Source organism: Corynebacterium choanae (assembly GCF_003813965.1).
In the GTDB taxonomy this organism is placed as follows: Bacteria; Actinomycetota; Actinomycetes; order Mycobacteriales; family Mycobacteriaceae; genus Corynebacterium; species Corynebacterium choanae.
Window position 1 is genome coordinate 1,396,109 of the sequence record NZ_CP033896.1, and the last position, 19,590, is coordinate 1,415,698.

The following is a 19,590-nucleotide window of genomic DNA, read 5'->3' on the forward strand; positions in this document are numbered from 1 at the left end:
TGCCAATTCGCTTAAAAAACAGAGGGGTGGTGGACAGTTGCAGAACACTCTTGCCAAATTCCCAACCTAGAGCACGTCCCTGAGAAGAAAATACCAGTCACACTGTGAAAGTAGTAAGAGTTCTGCACCGATGCTGCCGCTAGTTCACTGTTGGGGCGTTGAATCGCTCTGTGCGGTAGACGCCTAGGTGTCCCACAACCGTGCGACGTACTAAAGTTTGCAGTTGAGACAAACGGCAATACCCCCCAAGCAGACACCTCCGATGCTTCAGATACCCTTGGCTGCATAGCGCCCTGTACACCGCGTAGGAGTGTTGACGGGTGAGCCAAGAATTCGAAAAACGTGGAGTGATGACAAGTGGCAGGCTTTGACTGGTTTTGGAAAGCAATGGGGCAGGGGTCTTCGAGAAACCAGAAACGAAGCCACAAGATTGTGGCAGCCGCCGCTGATCACACGGAACGATTCCGGCAGTGCAGTGATGATGAATTACGTGCTGCGGTAGCCACCACGATTGGCCCTACAGGATTGCAGGATCCGGCAGGATTCCTCGCAATTCTTGGTATTGCTGCTGAACGAACACTCGGATTTACTCCCTATCCGCCGCAGGCCCAAGGAACATTGCGGCTCCTCGAAGGAGACGTCATCCACATGGCCACCGGGGAGGGGAAAACATTGGTCGGTGCGATGGCTGCAACCGGATATGCGTTGATGGGAAAACGGGTGCATGCCATTACCGTCAATGATTATCTGGCGCAGCGTGACGCAGCGTGGATGCGTCCATTGGTCGAATTTTTCGGCCTCACAGTCGGTGCAATCGCAGAGAAACTCACCCCTGCCGAGCGACGCGAAGTGTATCGGTGCAATATTGTGTACGGTCCGGTTAATGAAATCGGCTTCGACGTCCTGCGTGACCAGCTAATTGTGCGTCGCGAAGACACGGTGCAAACCCCTGCTGATGTGGCAATTGTTGACGAGGCTGACAGTGTGCTCGTCGACGAAGCACTGGTGCCGTTGGTGCTTGCAGGAAGCCAGCCGGGGCGTGCCCCCCAAGGGAAAATCACGCAGCTGGTAAAAAAACTCAAGCTGGGTGAAGATTTCACTACCGACGATGAGCGGCGCAACGTGTTTCTCACCGAACAGGGGGCGAACAAGGTTGAACAAGCACTCGGAATTGAGTCGCTGTATAACGACGAACATGTTGGCACCACGCTGGTACAGGTGAATTTGGCGTTACACGCCCAAGAGCTCCTGCTGCGCGATGTGCATTATTTGGTACGTGATGGGAAAGTCGCTCTCATCGATGCGTCGAAGGGGCGGGTCGCTGATCTGCAGCGATGGCCTGATGGCTTGCAAGCCGCAGTGGAGGCGAAAGAGGGGATCGCCGTCACGGAAGGCGGCCGGATTTTGGACACGATCACGTTGCAAGCATTACTTGGTCGATATCCGGTTGTTTGCGGTATGACTGGCACGGCAAAAGAAGCAACTGATCAGCTGCGGGAATTTTATAATCTGCAGGTTTCTGTAATTGAGCGTAATCATCCATTGCAGCGCTTCGATGAGCAGGATCGGGTGTACGCCACCATGGACGCTAAAAAGCTGGCGATTATCGATGAGATTCGGCGGGTTCATGCCACCGGCCAGCCGGTGTTGGTTGGCACCCAAGATGTTGCCGAATCAGAAGAGTTGGCTGCCGCATTAGCTGAGTATGACATTGCTGTCAATGTGTTGAATGCGAAAAACGATGCGGAAGAAGCGCGCATTATTGCCGAAGCAGGTGATGTTGGCCGGGTGACTGTGTCAACACAGATGGCCGGTCGGGGTACTGACATCAAGCTCGGTGGCGCTGACGAAGCTGATCACGACCAGGTGGCTGCTGTCGGTGGGCTGTGTGTTATTGGTACTGGACGGCATCGTTCGTCGCGACTTGATAACCAGTTGCGGGGACGTGCCGGCCGGCAGGGCGATCCGGGCAAAAGTGTGTTTTTCGTCTCCCTGGAAGATGACATGGTTGCTGCTGGTGGCGCCGGGGAGGAAGTGAATGCAACACCAGACCAGTTTGGGTTTATCGATTCAAAACGCATCCGTGACTTTATTGAACACTGCCAGCGGGTCACCGAAGGGCAACTGCTAGAAATCCACTCCCAAACATGGAAGTACAACAAACTCATCTCGGATCAGCGGGTGATTATTGATAAGCGAAGGGCAGAAATTCTCGACACCGATGCTGCACTAACGGCACTTGGGGCACGTGCCCCGCAGCGTCTAGCGCAGTTGGAAGAAACCGTTGCACCCGAAGTTTTAGCGCAGGCCGCTCGGGAAATCTTGTTGTATCACCTCGACCAGGGATGGAGCGACCATCTCGCGTTGCTTGATGATGTGCGGGAATCCATTCACCTGCGAGCAATCGCGCGGGAAACACCACTTGATGAATTCCACCGGATCGCTGTGACCGAATTTAAAGCATTGGCCGATACAGCGATGGAAGCTGCTGTGGATACGTTTAGCACTGTACTTATCGACAATGATGGTGCACATCTCGACGAGGCAGGCTTGGCGCGCCCATCGGCGACGTGGACGTATATGGTCAACGACAATCCATTGTCGTCGAACGGGAACTTTGTGAAAAAAGCAGTCCGGGTGATGTTTGGCAGGAACAACGAAAACTAGCGAGCTGAAGGGCTGAAGATGTTGGTCTGCCAGGTGGCGTGCTGACACTATTGCAGGTTGTTGCCATGGTTGCTGAGTGTTACTGCCGGCCAGATCCCAGCATTGCTGACAGTGTCACAGGTGGCGGCGGCCAAGTTAGCACCCACGAGTGACAAACGTGGCCTACAATGGTCGCGTATGACTGTGCGGCGCGGATAGGCTGTGGCGTGGCGCCGTCACTGAGCAGTGTTTTGTTCTGAAATTTTGAGCAGTTTACAGCTAGACGCGAAAGGAACCACTATGAGCGAGCAGCAGGGTAGTTATGAATCGCAGGTTGAAACCACCTCGGTGTTCCGAGCTGAGTTACTCAAAGACATGGAGCAGTCTGCTCCCGCTCCGGCTGCCGCTAGCCAGGCAAGTGCAATTCCGGCCGGTGCCGGGTTGCTAGTGGTCAAGCGTGGCCCCAATAGTGGTGCGCGTTTCCTGCTCGATCAGGAAGTGACCAGTGTTGGTCGGAGCCCAGAGTCGGATATTTTCCTAGACGATGTTACGGTCTCTCGCCGCCATGCAGAGTTCCGCATGGCTGATGGTGAGTTCCGGGTGTGTGATCTGGGGTCGCTCAACGGTACTTATGTCAACCGTGAACCGAAAGATGAGCAGACGGTGCACGATGGTGACGAGATTCAGATTGGTAAGTTCCGGCTGGTCTTTGTTGCCGGCCGCAGCGCTTAAGCCATAGTACCGCTGAGGTACCCTCCGTCTGCTGGCGAACAGTGTTGTTCCGGTCACAACCGGGGCTTGACAGTGCGGTGGGGCCGGCGGTGACATATACACAACAACGGGTGAGTAGGTCTTCTCGCAGGATTGGTTTATACCGCCGGCGGGCAGTGTCCTGCTCGCCCGTATGTTTTTTCGGCTGGTGCATCACTGTGGTGATGGGCGCGTCTTCTACAGCGTTTAGGCGCATGTATCTTTTTTTTTCGCGGGATCTGCGGCGTGGTGAGTGTAGCCAGTAGGCAATCGGCAGTGGATAGCTGCAGAAGCCAAGTGGTGGCGACACGCCGCCCCCTGCGCTAAGGGTGAGCCTGAGGGTGTAGAAAGTCAAGGAATTTTCCTTGATATATCCCTCGCGGTGGACTTTCGTTGTAAAGTTTCTTCCAGAACATGATCGACACGCCGGCAGACAGCTGCTAAATCCGTGGTGATTGCCGTGAAGTGGTGGCCTTGGAAGGAAAATCGGAAATATGAATGCGTTGCGTGCTGTGAACTCCGCCGACCAAGGTGCTCACAAAACACTGGGTAACAATCAGAAGACGATGAGCATCGGTGAGGTGCATCAGCAGTTGCAGGCGGAATTTTCGGATGTGACTTTGTCCCGGATCCGCTATTACGAGCAAGAGGGATTAGTTTCGCCTCGGCGGACGGCCAGCGGTTATCGCCGTTACACCGAATCTGATGTGGAACGCATTCGCTATGTCCTCACCCAGCAGCGTGATAATTTTCTACCGCTGAAAGTGATTAAGGAACATCTCGACGCACTTGATGATGGCACTGTGGTGGCCATGATGGCGACGAAGTCGACCAAGCCACTGGATATGCGCCAGCCACTTGCTACAACTCAGCAGCGGTACACGGTGAAAACACTGAGTGAAGCGGCAGGGGTGCCGGTTCAGGCGGTGAAACGGTTGACTGAGGCGGGGATTTTGCAGCCAGGTCGGGAGGGTCTGTACGACGCCGATGATGTCACTATTGCGAAGGCTGCGTTTGCACTCAACGGTTTTGGGCTGGGCATTCGGCAGCTCGATCAGCTCAAGAAGCAGGCTGATCGACAGTCGGCGCTGATTGCTCAGGTTGCGGTGCGTTCTACTGAACATTTCACGGCGGAACGCTCCTTGCATCAAGAAGAGGTGAGCTTGCAAGTGGCCTCCCTGATGCAGAATCTGCATGGAGTGCTGGTCCGCAAAGGTATTCACCGCCCATAACTGTTTTTCTGCTGCACATCGCACCGCATTCCCCCTATTTGGGTGGGATGCGGTGCGGTGCTCGTGCTGCGGTTGGTGACCTTGGAGAAAGCAGGGGTGTGATGGGTGTGACCTGTGTGTTTGTGGTGTTTTTCGCAGAGCTGGCACACGTTATGCCGCAACACTGATACTGCTGTGAACAATGTGAAAATAAATAATTAAAGAAAACGGTGTGTCATGAGATGACACCCCGGTAATTTGGCCTTACACTCATGGGAGTTACACCTCAACACTGCAGGTAAAGCCCCGTTGCTGCAACAGGTTCCGCGCAGCAACACCGGTAACCCGCCTTCGATTGTCGGATTTCAGTCACGCCTTGCAGGCTTGGCTATCACAGCGGAGATGCGAACAACCCAAGCAGGGGCCGGGCGGTGATATGTGCAGGTGTTGTGCGCTAGCAATGTTGAGCTGCGCCGCAACCATACTTCCAAGGAAAACCAACGTGAATGCTAAGCCCCCAATTCAAGAAGCACTCTTTGATTTAGGACCCGATGAAGAAGTCGGCTACCGGGTACCAATCGCCTGTCAGGTGGCCAACATCTCCTACCGGCAGCTCGATTATTGGGCACGCACCAAACTCGTAGTGCCCTCCATTCGTGGCGCCCGCGGATCCGGTTCACAGCGGTTGTATTCGTTTAAAGATATTTTGGTGCTCAAGATCGTCAAACGGCTGCTTGACACCGGGATTTCGCTGCAAAATATCCGCCTTGCGGTGGCGAAACTTCATGAGCTTGGGGTGGATGATATTGCCACAATCACGCTGGTATCTGACGGCAAGACAGTCTACGAATGTCGCTCCAATGATGAAGTCATCGACCTGCTCTCCGGCGGGCAGGGTGTATTCGGGATCGCTATTCCAGGCATCATGAGAGAGCTTTCTGGCACTATTCAAGCCTTCCCAAGCGAACGGGTGGGGGATGCCAAACCGAAAGCCGATGGGCTACCAGATGATTTGGCGGCGCGTCGCGAAGCACGGCACGCCTAACTGTCACGGAACTCATGATTTCCACGCCGGCTAATTCCTGCATGAGGGGCTGCAGGGATGAGCCGGCTTCGTCGTTGTTTCCATCAGCATTAGCGCAAGACATGCCTGCTGCGAAGCGCCGGGAGTGGGGTCGCATCGGCGCAGAAAAACCGTAGCAATAAATCCTTTGAGGGGCGGCTAAAAAGGCTGCACAGACCCTGGCAAAACCCCGCATGAGAAAACTGGTGGGTCGACCATTACCCCCCAGTAGGTCAAGGATAAATACTTGACCAGCGCCACGGTGTGGGGAGGCGTTCGGCAAGTTGGACTACTGCGAGATGGCACCGTGGAGTGTTATTACACCTGCTACAACGCGGCCAATACCCGCCAGATGGCCTGTGCAGACCGGGATTTTTTGCTATCTCGCCGCACAATCCGCCCGCCTCGTGTGATAATAAGCGGTGGAAGGCCAGGGACACACCGCCCATCCTCGTTGCACCGACAGGCAACCATTTCCTGTCATCGAAAACGGGCGGTGTTCTATCCGGTGCACCCGCGAAACATCAAGGAGCACAATCCGTGTCAATCAATGACCTGTTATGGGTTTCGAGCGGCGACTATTCCTACGCGTTTTCCAGCGAAGGCACCATCGTGGTTCGTAAACGATCCCACAACACCATTTTGGAAGAAATTCCGAAACGCGCTAAGCGCAACGATGTCTACAAGCGGATGAAGCAAGCCATCAAAATCAACAAAGAGCTCGCCGAAGCCGACGCCGATCACAAGCCGCTTGTTCCAGAAATCAACCGGAGTCTGCGCAGCTGGATGACCGGCGACACTAGTTGGACAGCGGCCACGTTAATCGAGCGTTGGGCTGATAAACACTGGCGAAAAGCACTCAGCAACCTGGTGATCGAAGTTGGTGGGAAGAAAGGATTCCTCACCGATATTCAAGACAAAACGGTGATGATTACCCGGCGCAGTGGCCGGGTGCGGAAAATCTCGGTGAAGAAAAACGATCCGATTTTGCTGCCCCACCCAACCACGATGAAACGCTTAACACAATGGCAGGATGCCGCCGAGCGGATGGGAATCCAACAGGGCTACCGGCAACTTGAACGGCCCGTATTCCGCAATGAGCCAGATATTGAAGCCATGGAGCAGCGCCTGCAGGCGCATGCCGGCGGTCGCTGGTATCGCCAAGGACCTGATTCCCGACTGGACGCACTGTGTGCCCGGGAAGGCATGGAGATCCACGACGGGCAGATTGAGACAAAATATGAAACCAAAAACGGTGGCGTGGTGAAATTCGTCGCCGAATGTCTCACCACGAAACCCGGTGAATTAACCACGATGTTCTTCTTCTTCACCGACGGCGACGGGCAGCCACTCGACCAGGTAAGTCACGCGATCTACTCGGAGTCGATTCGTACCGCAATGATTTTGAAAGCACAGGCCGACGTGCAGCTTGATGCGCTGCCAAAAATGTAGCGCAACTCAAAGACGGCCTCCGGTGGGGCAATAGTGTTCAGTACAGGTAAACACCGAGAAACTTTTGCCCCATCTGTTTGCCGAAACCACCCTGCGGTCGGTACAAGTTTGCCAACCTCTTTTCGGCCGCAGGGATTCAGAGAGCCTCCTCTTCAGCGGGCGGAAACCAAGCCAGGTATCGGCCACTCTTGTTTAATGAGCCAGCCGACCGCGATGTGGGATCCAGGGAAACGTCCATCTCGAGCGTGCTCGACGGTGGGGAATAGGTGCATTACCCCCGCCGCTTCAGCCCTACATCCACAGGGACTACCTCCCGGGCAGCGCCGGGTAAAAACCAGGGTTACCAAATACAGCGCCTAGTGGGCAGCAATACTTTTGCGGGCTGCAAGTGCGAGATCGATATGCTCGACGAGCTGTTGGCGAAGGCGGCTGCCAGCTGCGGCAAGCTCACGTTGACGGCGAACATATTCCGCCCGACCAGCAGCTGTTTCAATCGGCACCACCTGGAAACCCAATGATCGGCAATCATATGGGCTCGCCTCCATATCCAAGATGCGTGCCCGGCAGGCAAGTGCAAAACATCGATGCAGCAATTCACCGGGAATAATCGCCCCGAGTTTCCCAGCCCACTTATACAAATCCATCGTCGCATGCACACAGCCAGCTTGTTCAAACTCAGCTTGGGTGTCCCGGGCAGGATGGTAGGCATTGCGTGGAAGGGCGGCCGGGGTGAAAAACCGCACCGCATCAACATGGGTGCAGCACAGTGCACTGCGCTCCACCACCGTATCAGTGGCCTGTTGGCCGATACGCAGGGGCAGATCATGACGATGCTGAGGTTGCTGATACACCATCGCCCATTCGTGGAGCCCGAAACAGTGAAACACGGGCTTTGCGGCGGCAGTCGCAACGAGCAATTTCCGGACACTGCGCCAGGAAGCAACCGTTGCAGCTGAAAAACCCGCCACATCCACCCCGATCGTCGCCGATTCCGCATCACTGTGATAATCCCGCCACGATTGATGCTCCGCATCCCCGGCAAGCCGGTAGCGGATACCCGGATGCCAGCGGCGCAACGCGGCCGGGCTGATCATGTAGTAGTCGAACAGAAAATCCCACACCGGATGCTGTACACCGCGGCTAGCACGGGCTAGACGTTCAGCAGTAAACACTGTGGCACGTGCAAGGTGATCGGCTGCCGCGGCCTGCCACACGTCAACTGGCAGTACCTGATACGGATAGTTGAGCGAACCGGCAAGCACTCCCGCCATTATTTTTCTCTTTCCCACAACACCAATAGCGAGCCAATCAGGCAATCCGGATGAACCGGTGCCTATAAGTAGAAAAAACCAAACGCTCCCAGTACAGCATCGGCAACAACGATGCTTCGAACACCTGCGGCGAAGCTAGGTTGCGTCGTGTTGCTCATGGGTCCAGTCGCGAACCGTCCCCACAAACTCTTCAATCAAATCTTCCAACGTCACAATACCGCGTACCTCGCCGTGGTCGATGACCTGTGCCATATGTGCTGACTGGCGACGCATCAACCGCATCGTAGAATCCAACGTTGAATTCGCATCCACCGAGATCAGCGGACGAATAGTACGCCGCCCCACGAAATCAGTGGGTGCGGCCGTCGCTGCCACAAGCCGATCCAGCACATCTTTGATATGGATATATCCCAAATAGGCACCATCGGCAGCAGTCACCGGGAAACGGGAAAACCCAGTATCGTTCACGATCGCTTCCAGCTGCCCTAAAGTAGGCCCATGGGAACCAAACGGTAAACAGCGCACCTGCGCCTTTGGAATGGTCACCTCGGTGACGAGACGTTTGTCGGAAGTCAATGCCTTATTCAGTCGCACGGTTTCCTCCGCATCCAGCAGCCCCTCCGACCGGGATTCGGTGATCATGGTCGCCAACTGCTGCGGATCAATACTGGAATCGAGCTCGTCTTTCTGCTCGATACCAAACATTCGCAAGGTTAAACCTGCGATCTTATTTAACAGCACCAAAATCGGGCGAGTGAACTTTACAAACACCTGATGTGCCGGGATCAGTGCCATCGCCACCGTTTCCGGACCGGCCAGCGCAATATTTTTTGGCACCATCTCGCCCAAAATAATATGCAGCATCGTCACAATCGCTAGCGCGATCGCAAACGAGATCGGGTGCAGCCATCCATCAGGAATCCCTAAATATTGGGCTGGAACTTCCAACAGGTGGGCAATAGCTGGTTCACCAACTTTGCCCAGCAGCAGTGAGGCAATCGTAATCCCGAACTGGGCACCTGCCAGCTGCTCCGAGAGATGTTCACTGGCCCGCAGCACAATTTTCGCCCGTGAATTGCCGGCGGCAATCAACGAATCCAGCCGATCCCGGCGGGAAGAAATCAGCGAAAACTCGGCGCCAACAAAAAAGGCGTTCACTGCCAGCAGCAGCACGGAAAGCACAACGGCAAACAGTCCATGATCCATTAGCGGGAACCTACCTTTGCTGCTTCTTCTTCCGTAACCGGTGTGAGATACGCCCGTTCAATACGACGCTCATCCATAACTGTGACTCGTGCAATCCACCGTCCACTAATACCGGAGGTGAACTCGTCAAGCGTGTCGCGTTCGGTTTGTGGCAGCACCACCGTGTCACCGACCTCAGGGATTCGTCCAAGCTGGCACATAATCAGCCCGCCTAAGGTTTCATATGGTCCATCCGGGGCAACATAGCCGGTACGTTCCGGCAGCTCATCGATGCGGACAAGCCCTGCAACATCCCAAGAAGCACCCGAGGAGATGAAATCCTGTTCGGTTTCCTTATCGTCGTGTTCGTCATACACCGGTCCTAAGATTTCTTCGACCACATCCTCAATGGTCACCATGCCTGCGGTGCCGCCATATTCGTCCGCCACCAACACCACTTGGGAACCAGCCGAACGTACCGCATTGAGCACCGCGTCACCGTCGAGGGTTTCCGGCACTAGCGGCACCGGACGGGCAAAACTCACACACAACGTGGAGGCTCGCTCCGCTTGCGCGATCGCAATCGCATCTTTGACATGGACGACGCCGATGGTGGCATCTAAATCGCCGTCAATCACCGGGAATCGTGAATGGCCGGTAGCCAGCGCCAGCGACAACAAATCAGCAGCCGTCGCATCCTGATCCAATGTTGCAATAGTCGAACGGGGTGTCATGAAATCATCGGCAGTCGATTCGCCAAACTTCAACGACTTGTCCAACATCACCGCTTTTGACTGCTCCATTGAGCCATGTTTGGCCGAGTTTCGCACCAGCGCACCCAATTCTTGTGCTGATCGTGCCGACGCTAATTCGTCAGCCGGCTCAATGCCCATTTTGCGCACGAGTGCGTTAGCAATCGCATTGAGCCCACGGATAGCAGGTGAAAAAATAGTGTTAAACAGCCGAACAGGACGAACAGTGATCCGGGCGGCGGAGAGGGGAGCAGTAATCGCCATATTTTTCGGCACCAACTCCCCGTAGACCATCGACAACATCGTGGCAATGATCAACGCAATGATTAACGCGGTCGCGTGGGAGAGCGAATCCGGCAGCCCTATCGCGTCAAGCAGTGGAGCGATAAAACGTGCCAGCACCGGTTCCGCGAGAAAACCGGTGGCTAATGTGGTGATGGTGATGCCAAGCTGGGCACCGGAAAGTTCAAAGGAAAGATTCTGATGGGCGTGCTGGATGGCACGGGCTGTGGCGTCGTCGGCCGTATTGGCATGCTCATCGATCGCGGACCGTTCCAGTCCGGTGAGCGCAAATTCGATAGCGACAAAAAACCCGGTGCCAATCGTCAAGGCGATAAACCCGATGAGAGCCACGATGGAAACTAGCATGGGAACGTAAGCGCACGCATCCTTCTCAAGTAGGCAGTAACAAACATTCGCCCCGGCTGCATTCAGCCGAGCATGGGGCGCATTGGCAATAAGCGCTGCTCAACGCTAACACAGATCGTGACCATGTCGATCCCGGCGATGGGATAATGAGAAAATTCGCCACCGCCAGCATTGCGATAACTATTACCACAGCATGCTTGAAGGATCGCTATCAGCATAGCCCCGGTGGGTGGACACCACCCGGTCCCGCCAGCAGTGGGAAGGACAACCATTCCAGCATCGTCGATTGCTGCGAGTTGTGCGCCTTCTTCCTGCACCGGGCGACACAGCCACCTGCTGAAATGGTGCTGATAGCAAAAGTCCATCCCATCTGCTGGCAATAGAATCGACCAATGCAATGCTGGTTATGACTACCGGTTGCGTCCTTGGCCGCGGCGTTTCGTATCATCACCGGTGCTGGTTCGTCCTTTTCGGGTTCTGGTGCGTGGCGACGGCTGTTTCGCACCAGTTTTTGCCGGTGGCGATCCGGGTGTAACCACTTTGCCTAACCGCTGACCGGAGGGTTGTCGCGCCCCGGTGATGCGAGCAAGTTCCGCCGAACCAGGTGTAACTGCGATTGCTGGCGCATCAACCCCGGCAGAAGCCAAAAGTTTTGCTACATTCTCCCGTTGGGGATCAGTCACCAGGGTGACCACAGTTCCTGTTGCCCCGCCGCGGGCGGTACGGCCAGCCCTGTGGACATAGGCTTTCGCCTCAGCAGGTGGCTCCACATGGACGACAAGCGAAACGTCGGCAATATCAATTCCGCGGGCAGCAATATCGGTGGCGACTAACACAGGAATATCGCCTTGTGTAAACGAGGTGATTGCATGGGTGCGGGCACCTTGGCCTTTATCACCGTGAATACCGACCGCATTGACCCCAACACGGCGAAGTTTCCGCACCTGGGATTCGACATTGTAGCGGGTGCGCATAAACATGATGGTGCGCCCGGGACGGGCACCGATCCACTGGGATACCTCGGTGCGTTCCGCATTCGTCGGGCCGACCAGCAGCTGATAGTGCGACATTGTATCCACCGCAGCTTGTACCGGAGCGGTTTCGTGCACCACCGGATTGTGCATAAATCGTTGCACCAGGGTTTGCACATCGTTGTCGAGTGTTGCTGAAAACAGCAGCCGCTGCCCATCCGGGTCAGTGAACTGCAGTAGCCGGGTGACCTGGGGCAGGAACCCCATATCCGCCATCTGGTCCGCTTCGTCAAGGCAGGTGATTGCTACGTCGTCGAAAAACAGTTCGCCCTGATTGATGAGGTCTTGCGCCCGGCCAGGTGTCGCAATAAGCAAGTCCACAGGCCGAGCAAGCTGGGTTTTATGGCGGCTGATCGCCACACCCCCATAGACTGCCAATACTCGCAGCCCAACCGCGGCAGCTACGTCAGTTAACCGTTCGGCGACCTGGGCAGCTAACTCCCGCGTGGGCAACAGCACCAGTCCACGGGGATGGCGAACTTGAGATGCCCCGGTGTCTGCGAGTCGTTGCAGCATCGGCAGTCCAAAGGTGAATGTTTTCCCAGATCCGGTAGGGCCGCGCCCTAACACGTCTTTACCAGCGAGTACGGCAGGTATTGCGGCAGCTTGAATGGGGAAGGGGGTGTAAATGCCTGCTTGAGACAGTTGCTGCACGATGGGTGCCGCCAGACCAAGATCGGCAAAACTTTGTGCTTGGTTGTGGTGCGATTGAGTGCGCTGTCCTGCCGCAGCTCCTAAAGCACCGGTGGAACCCGAAGTATTGGTTCGACTGTGTGTAGCAGTCTGTTTGCGTGCCGATTGGGCGGTGGGGCGCGATTGTCCGCCACCATTGCCGTCGCGGCGCGTAGATGCTACCTGGTTGCGTCCCGCACGAGCAGAGGAACCTTCCGAATGGCTTGCCGCCCGCCGCCGTTGCTTCGGTTTGCGGGCGCTCGATTCCTGTCCTTGTTCTTCGGCCGGAACCCACCGACGACGCGGCGGTTTTTTCCGCGGATCAACTTGCGGACGTGATGCATCCGGATGGGCACCACGAGAGGACCTGCGGCGGCGAGGAGAAGAAGACACGAAACAAACAACCTAACGAAACAACATGGAAAACAAAACAATAAATAAGCAAAACTACAACCTACCCTGCAACGTATCGAAGCAAGGCAGCTGCCCCGGGACACCGAAGAGCAGGCTGATGCGGCCGCTGTGACACGATACGGGGTACGTTGCCCGTAAACTACACCGGGGTGGTTCGGAACATGCGCCGAACCACCCCGATAGAGATACCGTGCACGAAGCGGACCGTAAACCCTACCCCCGAGATGTGCTTTATGCTTCAACCTCGGAACGGTCACCACTCCACAGCGTGTGGAAGCTACCTTCCCGATCGACACGGCGATAGGTGTGGGCACCGAAATAATCCCGCTGACCCTGGATCAGTGCAGCTGGGAGACGCTCGGCGCGCAGCGCATCGTAGTAAGACAGGGAAGAAGCAAACACCGGCACCGGCAGACCCAGTTCGGTGGCAGTGACCACAATGTGGCGCCAAGCATCGACGAGCCCTTCCATCTCGTTGAGGAAATACGGGTCGAGCAGGAGACAGCGAAGATCAGGGTTGGCGGTGTACGCTTCCGTGATCCGGTTGAGGAAGTCAGCCCGGATAATGCAGCCGCCACGCCAGATAGTCGCCAGGTCGCGCGGATCAATATTCCAATCGTATTCGTCGCTGCCGGCGCGGATCTCGTCAAAGCCTTGAGAATACGCCACCAGCTTCGAGGCGTAGAGTGCGCGACGAACAGCCTCAACAAAGGTTTCCCGATCAGCCGGGTCAATCGGGGAGGCAAGCTTGCCCGAGGGCAGCGTCCCGGCGGTTTGTTCCCGTTGCGCCACCGACGACGACAGCGCCCGGGCGAACACAGCTTCACCGATGCCGGTAACTGGAATCCCGAGATCCAGTGCGGCCTTCACCGTCCACCGACCGGTACCTTTCTGACCAGCCTGATCAACAATGACATCTACTAGCGGTTTGCCGGTGGCGGCATCAACCTGGGCTAATACTTCTGCAGTGATCTCCACGAGGTAGGAGTTCAAATCACCGGTGTTCCATTTGCGGAAGGTTTCAGCGATCTCTGCACAATCCAGACCTGCAGCGTAGCGCAGCAGATGATAGGCCTCACCGATAACTTGCATATCGGCGTATTCGATACCGTTGTGCACCATTTTCACAAAATGACCTGCACCATTAGGTCCGATGTGGGTGCAGCAAGGAGTGTTATCGACAACAGCCGCAACCGACTCCAGCAACGGTCCGATGTGCTCGTAGGATTCTGCGGGGCCACCAGGCATAATCGACGGGCCGTGTAAGGCGCCTTCCTCACCACCGGAAATACCAGCACCAACGAAGTGCAAACCGCGGGCACGCATCGCCGCTTCTCGACGCATGGTGTCGGTGTAGAGCGCATTTCCACCATCGATGATGATGTCGCCTTCTTCCATAGCGTCGGCCAGCTGCTCGATTACCGCGTCGGTTGCCGCACCTGCCTGCACCATGATCAGTGCGCGACGTGGCCGTTGCAGCGAAGCGACGAACTCTTCAATGGTGGCGGCAGGAACAAATGTGCCTTCATTGCCATGATCCGCCACCAGGCGTTCCGTTTTGTCGTAGGAGCGGTTATATACCGCGACCGTATGGCCATTCCGGGCAAAGTTCCGGGCAATATTCGAGCCCATGACGGCCAAACCAACCACACCAATGTGTGCCATACCTGCAGAAGAAGTCATATCCGTCAATATACCTGGCAGCACAGTGGTGCTACTAATTGATTCGCAGGAAGCAGCGTCGGCGGAAGCAAAATGATCAAGCCGACAAGCGGGCTGATGCGCCGGTTGGTGACAGTCCCGGCGAATCGTGGGATCCGTCTGCTGAAGCCCAGGTTTCGGCAATGATTGCTGACAACGTCCGGTTTTTGTTGTCGAAGTGCAAGCAGGTTGCCGGTGTCAACCGATGGCACTGATTGTGTATGGTGCGACTGCAACAGCGTTGCATGATGATTCGTCATTGGCACATCCTGCTTTGGTTACTGTGCCGAAGCTGTAAGTTCCTGCTACCAAACTGATCGAATATACGACAGCCAACCCTGCACAACGCGCACGATATACTGGGCGTTTATGACAGCAGCACATCCGGCAGCTACCACCATTATGAACATGCTCACAAACGCGAGTAAGCAACCAGTAACGGCAGATGAGCTTCTTCGTTTTCATGCCGCACTCGCTGAGCGTGGACTAGAAGGCCAGCTCGGCATCACCTATCAGCAGATTAGTGCGGAGGCGGTGGTCGCCGCGATGAAGGTTACCGATTCGGTCATCCAACCCTTCGGATTATTGCACGGTGGGGCAATCGCAGCCCTGGTCGAATCAGTCGCCAGCGTGGCAGGCATCGTAGCCTCCGGCAGCGCAGTTGCTGGCCTGAACAATCACACCGAATTTATACGACCGGCGACCAGCGGTGTGGTCACCGCAACAGCCACTGTGCAACATTGCGGCGCGACCACACAAAGCATTGCAGTGCATATTGTCGACGAACAGCAGCGACTAATCGCCACCGGGCATGTGCGCACCATGGTGCTTGCCCCGCAGGTTCAATGAAATAACCACTGACCTGCGGTCGCCTATGTTGACTCATTCCTAATTTGGTTCCTGCGGATCCTGTGTGTGCGTTGCCGAGGATCCATCGTCTTGCAGACGCTGCTTAGCCAATGCCTTCAATTTGGCAATCTCTTTGGCGATGGGATCCTCATCGTCCATGATTTTTTCCAACATGCCGTTCCTCCAAAGAGACGCTGATATTCCTGCAGTTGACTGTCAATCATACGTGGGATGCCAGCGACCGTGTGCAACATTGTGGATCATCGATACACGGCAATAGGCAGCCTCTGGTGTCCGAGAAGATGAAAAGCTGCGGGGAAGACCGCAGACGCCGGGCAACAGTGCTGTACACAATGGGGATTGACTCCTTGCAGCAGCGGCTTTCACAAGGGTTGCTGCGAATGCGTCGGCAAGTGCGGTCGAGTTTTATAAAAGGACGCATTGGGGCGATGCGGATCATCTCCGATGACCGGGATCATTGATTCTGCAGGACAACACCAGAACACCGCACCAAAGTTATCGCGAGATAATGCCGGATATCCTCGTGTTTTATCGGTTAACCAGTGCCGCTTCGAGCAAGCGTCATGGCCGCCTTAGAATAGGAAGCTATGCGAACTTGGAACGAGATTGTTGCCGCGAACCCAGACCATTCGGAACAGTATGCTGCCCGCTGGCGGCAGTTCCAGGTGGAAGGAAAAGACATCGACGGGGAAGCGCGTTTCATTGACGCGATGGCAGCCCGCGGTAGTCGTATTTTCGACGCCGGTTGTGGAACCGGAAGAATCGGCGGCTATCTCTCCGACCGTGGCCATGAAGTATATGGGGTTGATCTTGATCCGACACTCATCAGCTACGCCCAGCAAGACTTTCCAGCAGCAACATGGGCAGTTGGGGATCTTGCCGCCGGTGACCGTCCCGCGGGCGAATTCGACATCACTGTCTGCGGCGGCAACGTGTTTTGGTTTATCGCCGAACAAGGACGAGTCCCTGCCTTGCAGACTATTGCCGCCTCGCTCACCGATACCGGTCGTGCAGTAATCGCCTTCGGGGCTGGCAGGGGATATCTGTTCAGCCAATTTTTCCGCGACTGTGAGCAGGCTGGGTTGACGCCGGTGATGAACTTCGCCGGATGGGATATCACCCCATTCCATGATCGAGCCGACTATTTAGTGAGCATGTTGGCAAAGACTGGCAGCGCTGTGTTGCCGCCCCAACCGTTGCCTCGATTCACCGCAAAATAAGCATCTAGCTATCACCGTTGCCCCGGGATTTAGTGAACAGCACGGCAACTGCGTAGCAGCAAGCCGGCTGAACTGAAGAGGAGAGCCAACCAGGGCTTAAACAATAGAGCCCTGCTTGACTTGTGACCTAGCGCCTCGCACAAGCATCACAAGCAGGGGAGACACAGGACAACCCCAGCTGGCGACAGGTTGTGTCCGCAGATCCAGCTGGGGTGAAAACCAGAGCTACCGTTTGCTTATTTCAAGGCCAGTGCGCAGCGCCTGGTCGAAAAACTCGTATTCGTGTCGGCAAGCCACTAAAAACGCCTGAATCGCCGCTGCACGGGTGGCGGGGCTGGCCGCAGCAAACGCGCGTTCCACCCGTTCTAAAGCTGCTTGAGTTGCCGTACGAAACTCTGGCGAGCCATATTCGGAAAGCCACGCATGATACGGATGATTTTCATGATCATGCGGCAACATGCGCAGCCCCACCTCAAGATACAACCAATAGCAGGGCAGTACCGCAGCTGCTGCCACACAATAGTCGCTGTGGGCTGCAGTGGCGGTGAGGAAATTCGTGTAGGCGGCTGTCACCCCAGATGGCGCCGGTAAGTCGGCTTCCGAACCTAAATAGGTTTCGTGCACGGCCAATTCGGCCACATGGGTACCGTGCGCATCAGCAATCCACGCTGCAGCGTCGGCAGCATCAGCAGACTTTCCACCAATCGCTGCCAAGACGCGCGCATACTGCCCCAAATAGACGGCATCCTGCGCAATGTAGGTGAGAAAATCCTGCTGGTTGAGTGAACCGGTTGCCAAAGCAACCACAAACGGGTTACGCAAAATAGCTGCCAAATAGGGTTGGGCAAGCCGGCCAAGTTCCGCGGTGAACGACCCAACCGGGGGCATGTGCAACGCCGCCGGATCATCGTCTACATGTGCCATCTCACCGAGGGTGCTTGCAGCAACACCTAAGGACGCATCAGGCGGGCTGGGCAGATCGTCACCTGCTCTAAAGTGGTATTCCGGCCAAGGCAGTGCCGTCCCAGCTAAAGCAAGGCGCCGCAGCTGGTGGCTATGATCAACCGGTCCGTGACCATGCCCGACGCCAAGCGCATCACCATAGTTGATCGCCTCATGCAGCCAACGCGTCGACCAAGACAAGGCGGCAAGCGGCGACTCCCCGGCGCCGAGGCGAGTAGCTAAAGCAGCCGAAAGACTACATCCGGTGCCGTGGGTGGACAGAGTCGCAATACGGGCAGAGGGCACATTATCTACAGTGGTCGCGGTCACCAGCGCATTGCCAGCATCACCGGTGTCGAAATGCCCACGTTTCATCACAACAGCCACATTGCATCTCGCAGCCAACGACGTGGCAAGCTCGAGCGCTGCAGCATCATCTTTTGGCTCAGGTGCTTCACACAGCAGCGCCAACTCCGGAAGATTCGGTGTTACCACATCAACCAGCGGCAACAGCTCCCGCAAAGCAGTTTCAGCAGCAGTGGCCAACAATCGATCACCGGAAGTAGCAACCATCACCGGATCCAGCACCACTTGAGCTAACTGCTGCTGTTCAAGGAATTCCCGAACCACCTCAATGGTGGCTACATCGCCAAGCATGCCAATTTTTACCGCATCAATAGTGACATCGTCACTGACTGCCGCTAGTTGCTCACGGATCATCGCCGGCTCCAGCTGCAGGATGCGGCGCACCCCTTGCGTATTTTGCGCAACTACCGCTGTGGTGACATGCATCGCATAGCCGCCGGCGGCAGTAATCGATTTGATATCCGCTAAGGATCCAGCCCCACCGGAAGGATCAGTGCCAGAAATCGCTAATACCCGCGCCGGCCTAGCAGCTGGCGAGGAGCCGACCGTTGAAGCTTTGAATAGGGAAGCTGTAGTCATTGGAAAATATTCGCCTTTCACCAATCAACATGAAAAACACTGCACCGGTAGCGCCAGTAACCGGGTCACTACGCTCGACATCGCGGCAGGATGCAGCTAGCGCCAGCGTTGCCGCAAAGTGTGCGCTGCGGCCTGTGGGTCGGTGGCACCCATAATCGCCGAAACCACACAGATTCCGTCCACTGGAACTTCACGCAGCAGTTCGGCATTGGCAGCGTGCACACCACCAATCGCCACACTCCGAACCCCTATAGCGCGGGCACGCTCGGCAATCGCAGCTACCCCTGCCGGTCCTAGCGGTGCAGCGTGATCCTGCTTTGTGGCAGTTGCCCACACCGGTCCAATCCCAATCACATCAGGCAGTGGCACCCGCGCCGCAGCACACTTGGCAACCAACTGTTCAAGCTGCTCGCCAGTTTCAATTGACAACCCGATGGCCTGCTGTGTCGGCAGCAAACGCCGGGCTTCCACATACGGCATATCATTTTGGCCAATATGCAAATGCACACCGAGCTGTTTCGCAACGTCAAAACGGTCGTTGACAAAAACAGGAACACCCGGGTGGGAATTGACCAATGCTTTAGCCCGTTGCAGGAACTCTTCGTCGCTTGCATGTTTATCGCGCAACTGGACTACCGTCACTCCACCCTGCACCGCATTCGCCACAATGTCCGCAACCCGCTGCGCACCGCCAGCAATATCTGGATCGGTAACCAGATACAACGAATAATCAATAGCTACAGTCATAGTTTGCACCTTTCACACTGCAGAACAGCGTCAGCGAACCGCTGCAGCCGAACAACAGCCCAATAGCAAT

At 56.0% G+C, this 19,590-nt stretch carries 15 protein-coding genes; 7 read left to right on the top strand and 8 right to left on the bottom strand.

The features are described from left to right. The first annotated feature begins 357 nt into the window (after positions 1-357). The 5 genes from secA2 (at position 358) to CCHOA_RS05030 (ending at position 7,122) form a co-directional block, all read left to right on the top strand. Positions 358-2,667, top strand: a complete 2,310-nt coding sequence (gene secA2, locus CCHOA_RS05010) for an accessory Sec system translocase SecA2 (protein WP_123927684.1) — start codon at positions 358-360, stop codon at positions 2,665-2,667. A 279-nt stretch (positions 2,668-2,946) separates the two neighbouring features. Next, positions 2,947-3,378, top strand: coding sequence for an oxoglutarate dehydrogenase inhibitor Odhl (gene odhI / locus CCHOA_RS05015; protein WP_123927687.1), 432 nt, complete (start codon positions 2,947-2,949; stop codon positions 3,376-3,378). A 512-nt stretch (positions 3,379-3,890) separates the two neighbouring features. After that, positions 3,891-4,628, top strand: a complete 738-nt coding sequence (gene ftsR, locus CCHOA_RS05020; protein WP_123927690.1) for a transcriptional regulator FtsR — start codon at positions 3,891-3,893, stop codon at positions 4,626-4,628. A gap of 481 nt (positions 4,629-5,109) precedes the next feature. Continuing rightward, positions 5,110-5,652 carry a MerR family transcriptional regulator gene (locus tag CCHOA_RS05025; protein ID WP_377739711.1) on the top strand — a complete coding sequence of 181 codons (543 nt, stop codon included), beginning with the start codon at positions 5,110-5,112 and terminating at the stop codon, positions 5,650-5,652. A gap of 558 nt (positions 5,653-6,210) precedes the next feature. Further along, positions 6,211-7,122, top strand: coding sequence for a DUF4132 domain-containing protein (locus tag CCHOA_RS05030; RefSeq protein WP_164472394.1), 912 nt, complete (start codon positions 6,211-6,213; stop codon positions 7,120-7,122). Positions 7,123-7,478: 356 nt separating this feature from the next. Here CCHOA_RS05030 and CCHOA_RS05035 read toward each other — a convergent pair whose 3' ends face one another. The 5 genes from CCHOA_RS05035 to gndA all read right to left on the bottom strand — a co-directional run bounded on the left by CCHOA_RS05035 (position 7,479) and on the right by gndA (position 14,778). Next, a complete protein-coding gene (locus tag CCHOA_RS05035) occupies positions 7,479-8,393 on the bottom strand; it encodes a 3-methyladenine DNA glycosylase (protein ID WP_123927699.1) in 915 nt (304 codons plus the stop codon). A 135-nt stretch (positions 8,394-8,528) separates the two neighbouring features. Then, positions 8,529-9,599, bottom strand: coding sequence for a hemolysin family protein (locus tag CCHOA_RS05040; protein ID WP_123927702.1), 1,071 nt, complete (start codon positions 9,597-9,599; stop codon positions 8,529-8,531). Beyond that, complete coding sequence (locus CCHOA_RS05045) at positions 9,599-10,978, bottom strand: hemolysin family protein (protein ID WP_123927705.1); 1,380 nt, start codon at positions 10,976-10,978, stop codon at positions 9,599-9,601. Before CCHOA_RS05045 ends, CCHOA_RS05040 begins: the two co-directional genes overlap by 1 nt. A gap of 410 nt (positions 10,979-11,388) precedes the next feature. Then, positions 11,389-12,678: a DEAD/DEAH box helicase gene (locus CCHOA_RS05050; RefSeq protein ID WP_123930849.1), complete on the bottom strand. Its 1,290-nt coding sequence runs from the start codon at positions 12,676-12,678 to the stop codon at positions 11,389-11,391. A gap of 648 nt (positions 12,679-13,326) precedes the next feature. Then, positions 13,327-14,778 (bottom strand): NADP-dependent phosphogluconate dehydrogenase, encoded by a 1,452-nt coding sequence (gene gndA, locus CCHOA_RS05055; RefSeq protein ID WP_123927709.1) that lies wholly within the window; start codon positions 14,776-14,778, stop codon positions 13,327-13,329. Positions 14,779-15,165: 387 nt separating this feature from the next. On the opposite strand from gndA, the gene CCHOA_RS05060 reads away from it, so the two are divergent. Further along, entirely contained in the window at positions 15,166-15,645 is a 480-nt protein-coding gene (locus tag CCHOA_RS05060) for a PaaI family thioesterase (RefSeq protein WP_123927712.1), read from the top strand. A 39-nt stretch (positions 15,646-15,684) separates the two neighbouring features. Here CCHOA_RS05060 and CCHOA_RS11025 read toward each other — a convergent pair whose 3' ends face one another. Continuing rightward, on the bottom strand, positions 15,685-15,819 hold the full coding sequence (locus CCHOA_RS11025) for a hypothetical protein (protein WP_281273290.1): 135 nt from the start codon (positions 15,817-15,819) through the stop codon (positions 15,685-15,687). Between the two features lie 434 nt (positions 15,820-16,253). Between CCHOA_RS11025 and CCHOA_RS05065 the strand changes: the two genes are divergently transcribed. Next, on the top strand, positions 16,254-16,886 hold the full coding sequence (locus CCHOA_RS05065) for a class I SAM-dependent DNA methyltransferase (RefSeq protein WP_123927715.1): 633 nt from the start codon (positions 16,254-16,256) through the stop codon (positions 16,884-16,886). A 225-nt stretch (positions 16,887-17,111) separates the two neighbouring features. Here the strand turns inward: CCHOA_RS05065 and CCHOA_RS05070 are convergent, their stop codons facing one another. Both CCHOA_RS05070 and thiE read right to left on the bottom strand, forming a co-directional pair. After that, positions 17,112-18,773: a bifunctional hydroxymethylpyrimidine kinase/phosphomethylpyrimidine kinase gene (locus CCHOA_RS05070; protein ID WP_123927718.1), complete on the bottom strand. Its 1,662-nt coding sequence runs from the start codon at positions 18,771-18,773 to the stop codon at positions 17,112-17,114. A 96-nt stretch (positions 18,774-18,869) separates the two neighbouring features. After that, the gene (thiE, locus tag CCHOA_RS10905; protein ID WP_123927721.1) at positions 18,870-19,520 is read right to left on the bottom strand and encodes a thiamine phosphate synthase; all 651 of its coding nucleotides are present in this window, start codon (positions 19,518-19,520) and stop codon (positions 18,870-18,872) included. Between the last annotated feature and the right edge of the window lie 70 nt (positions 19,521-19,590).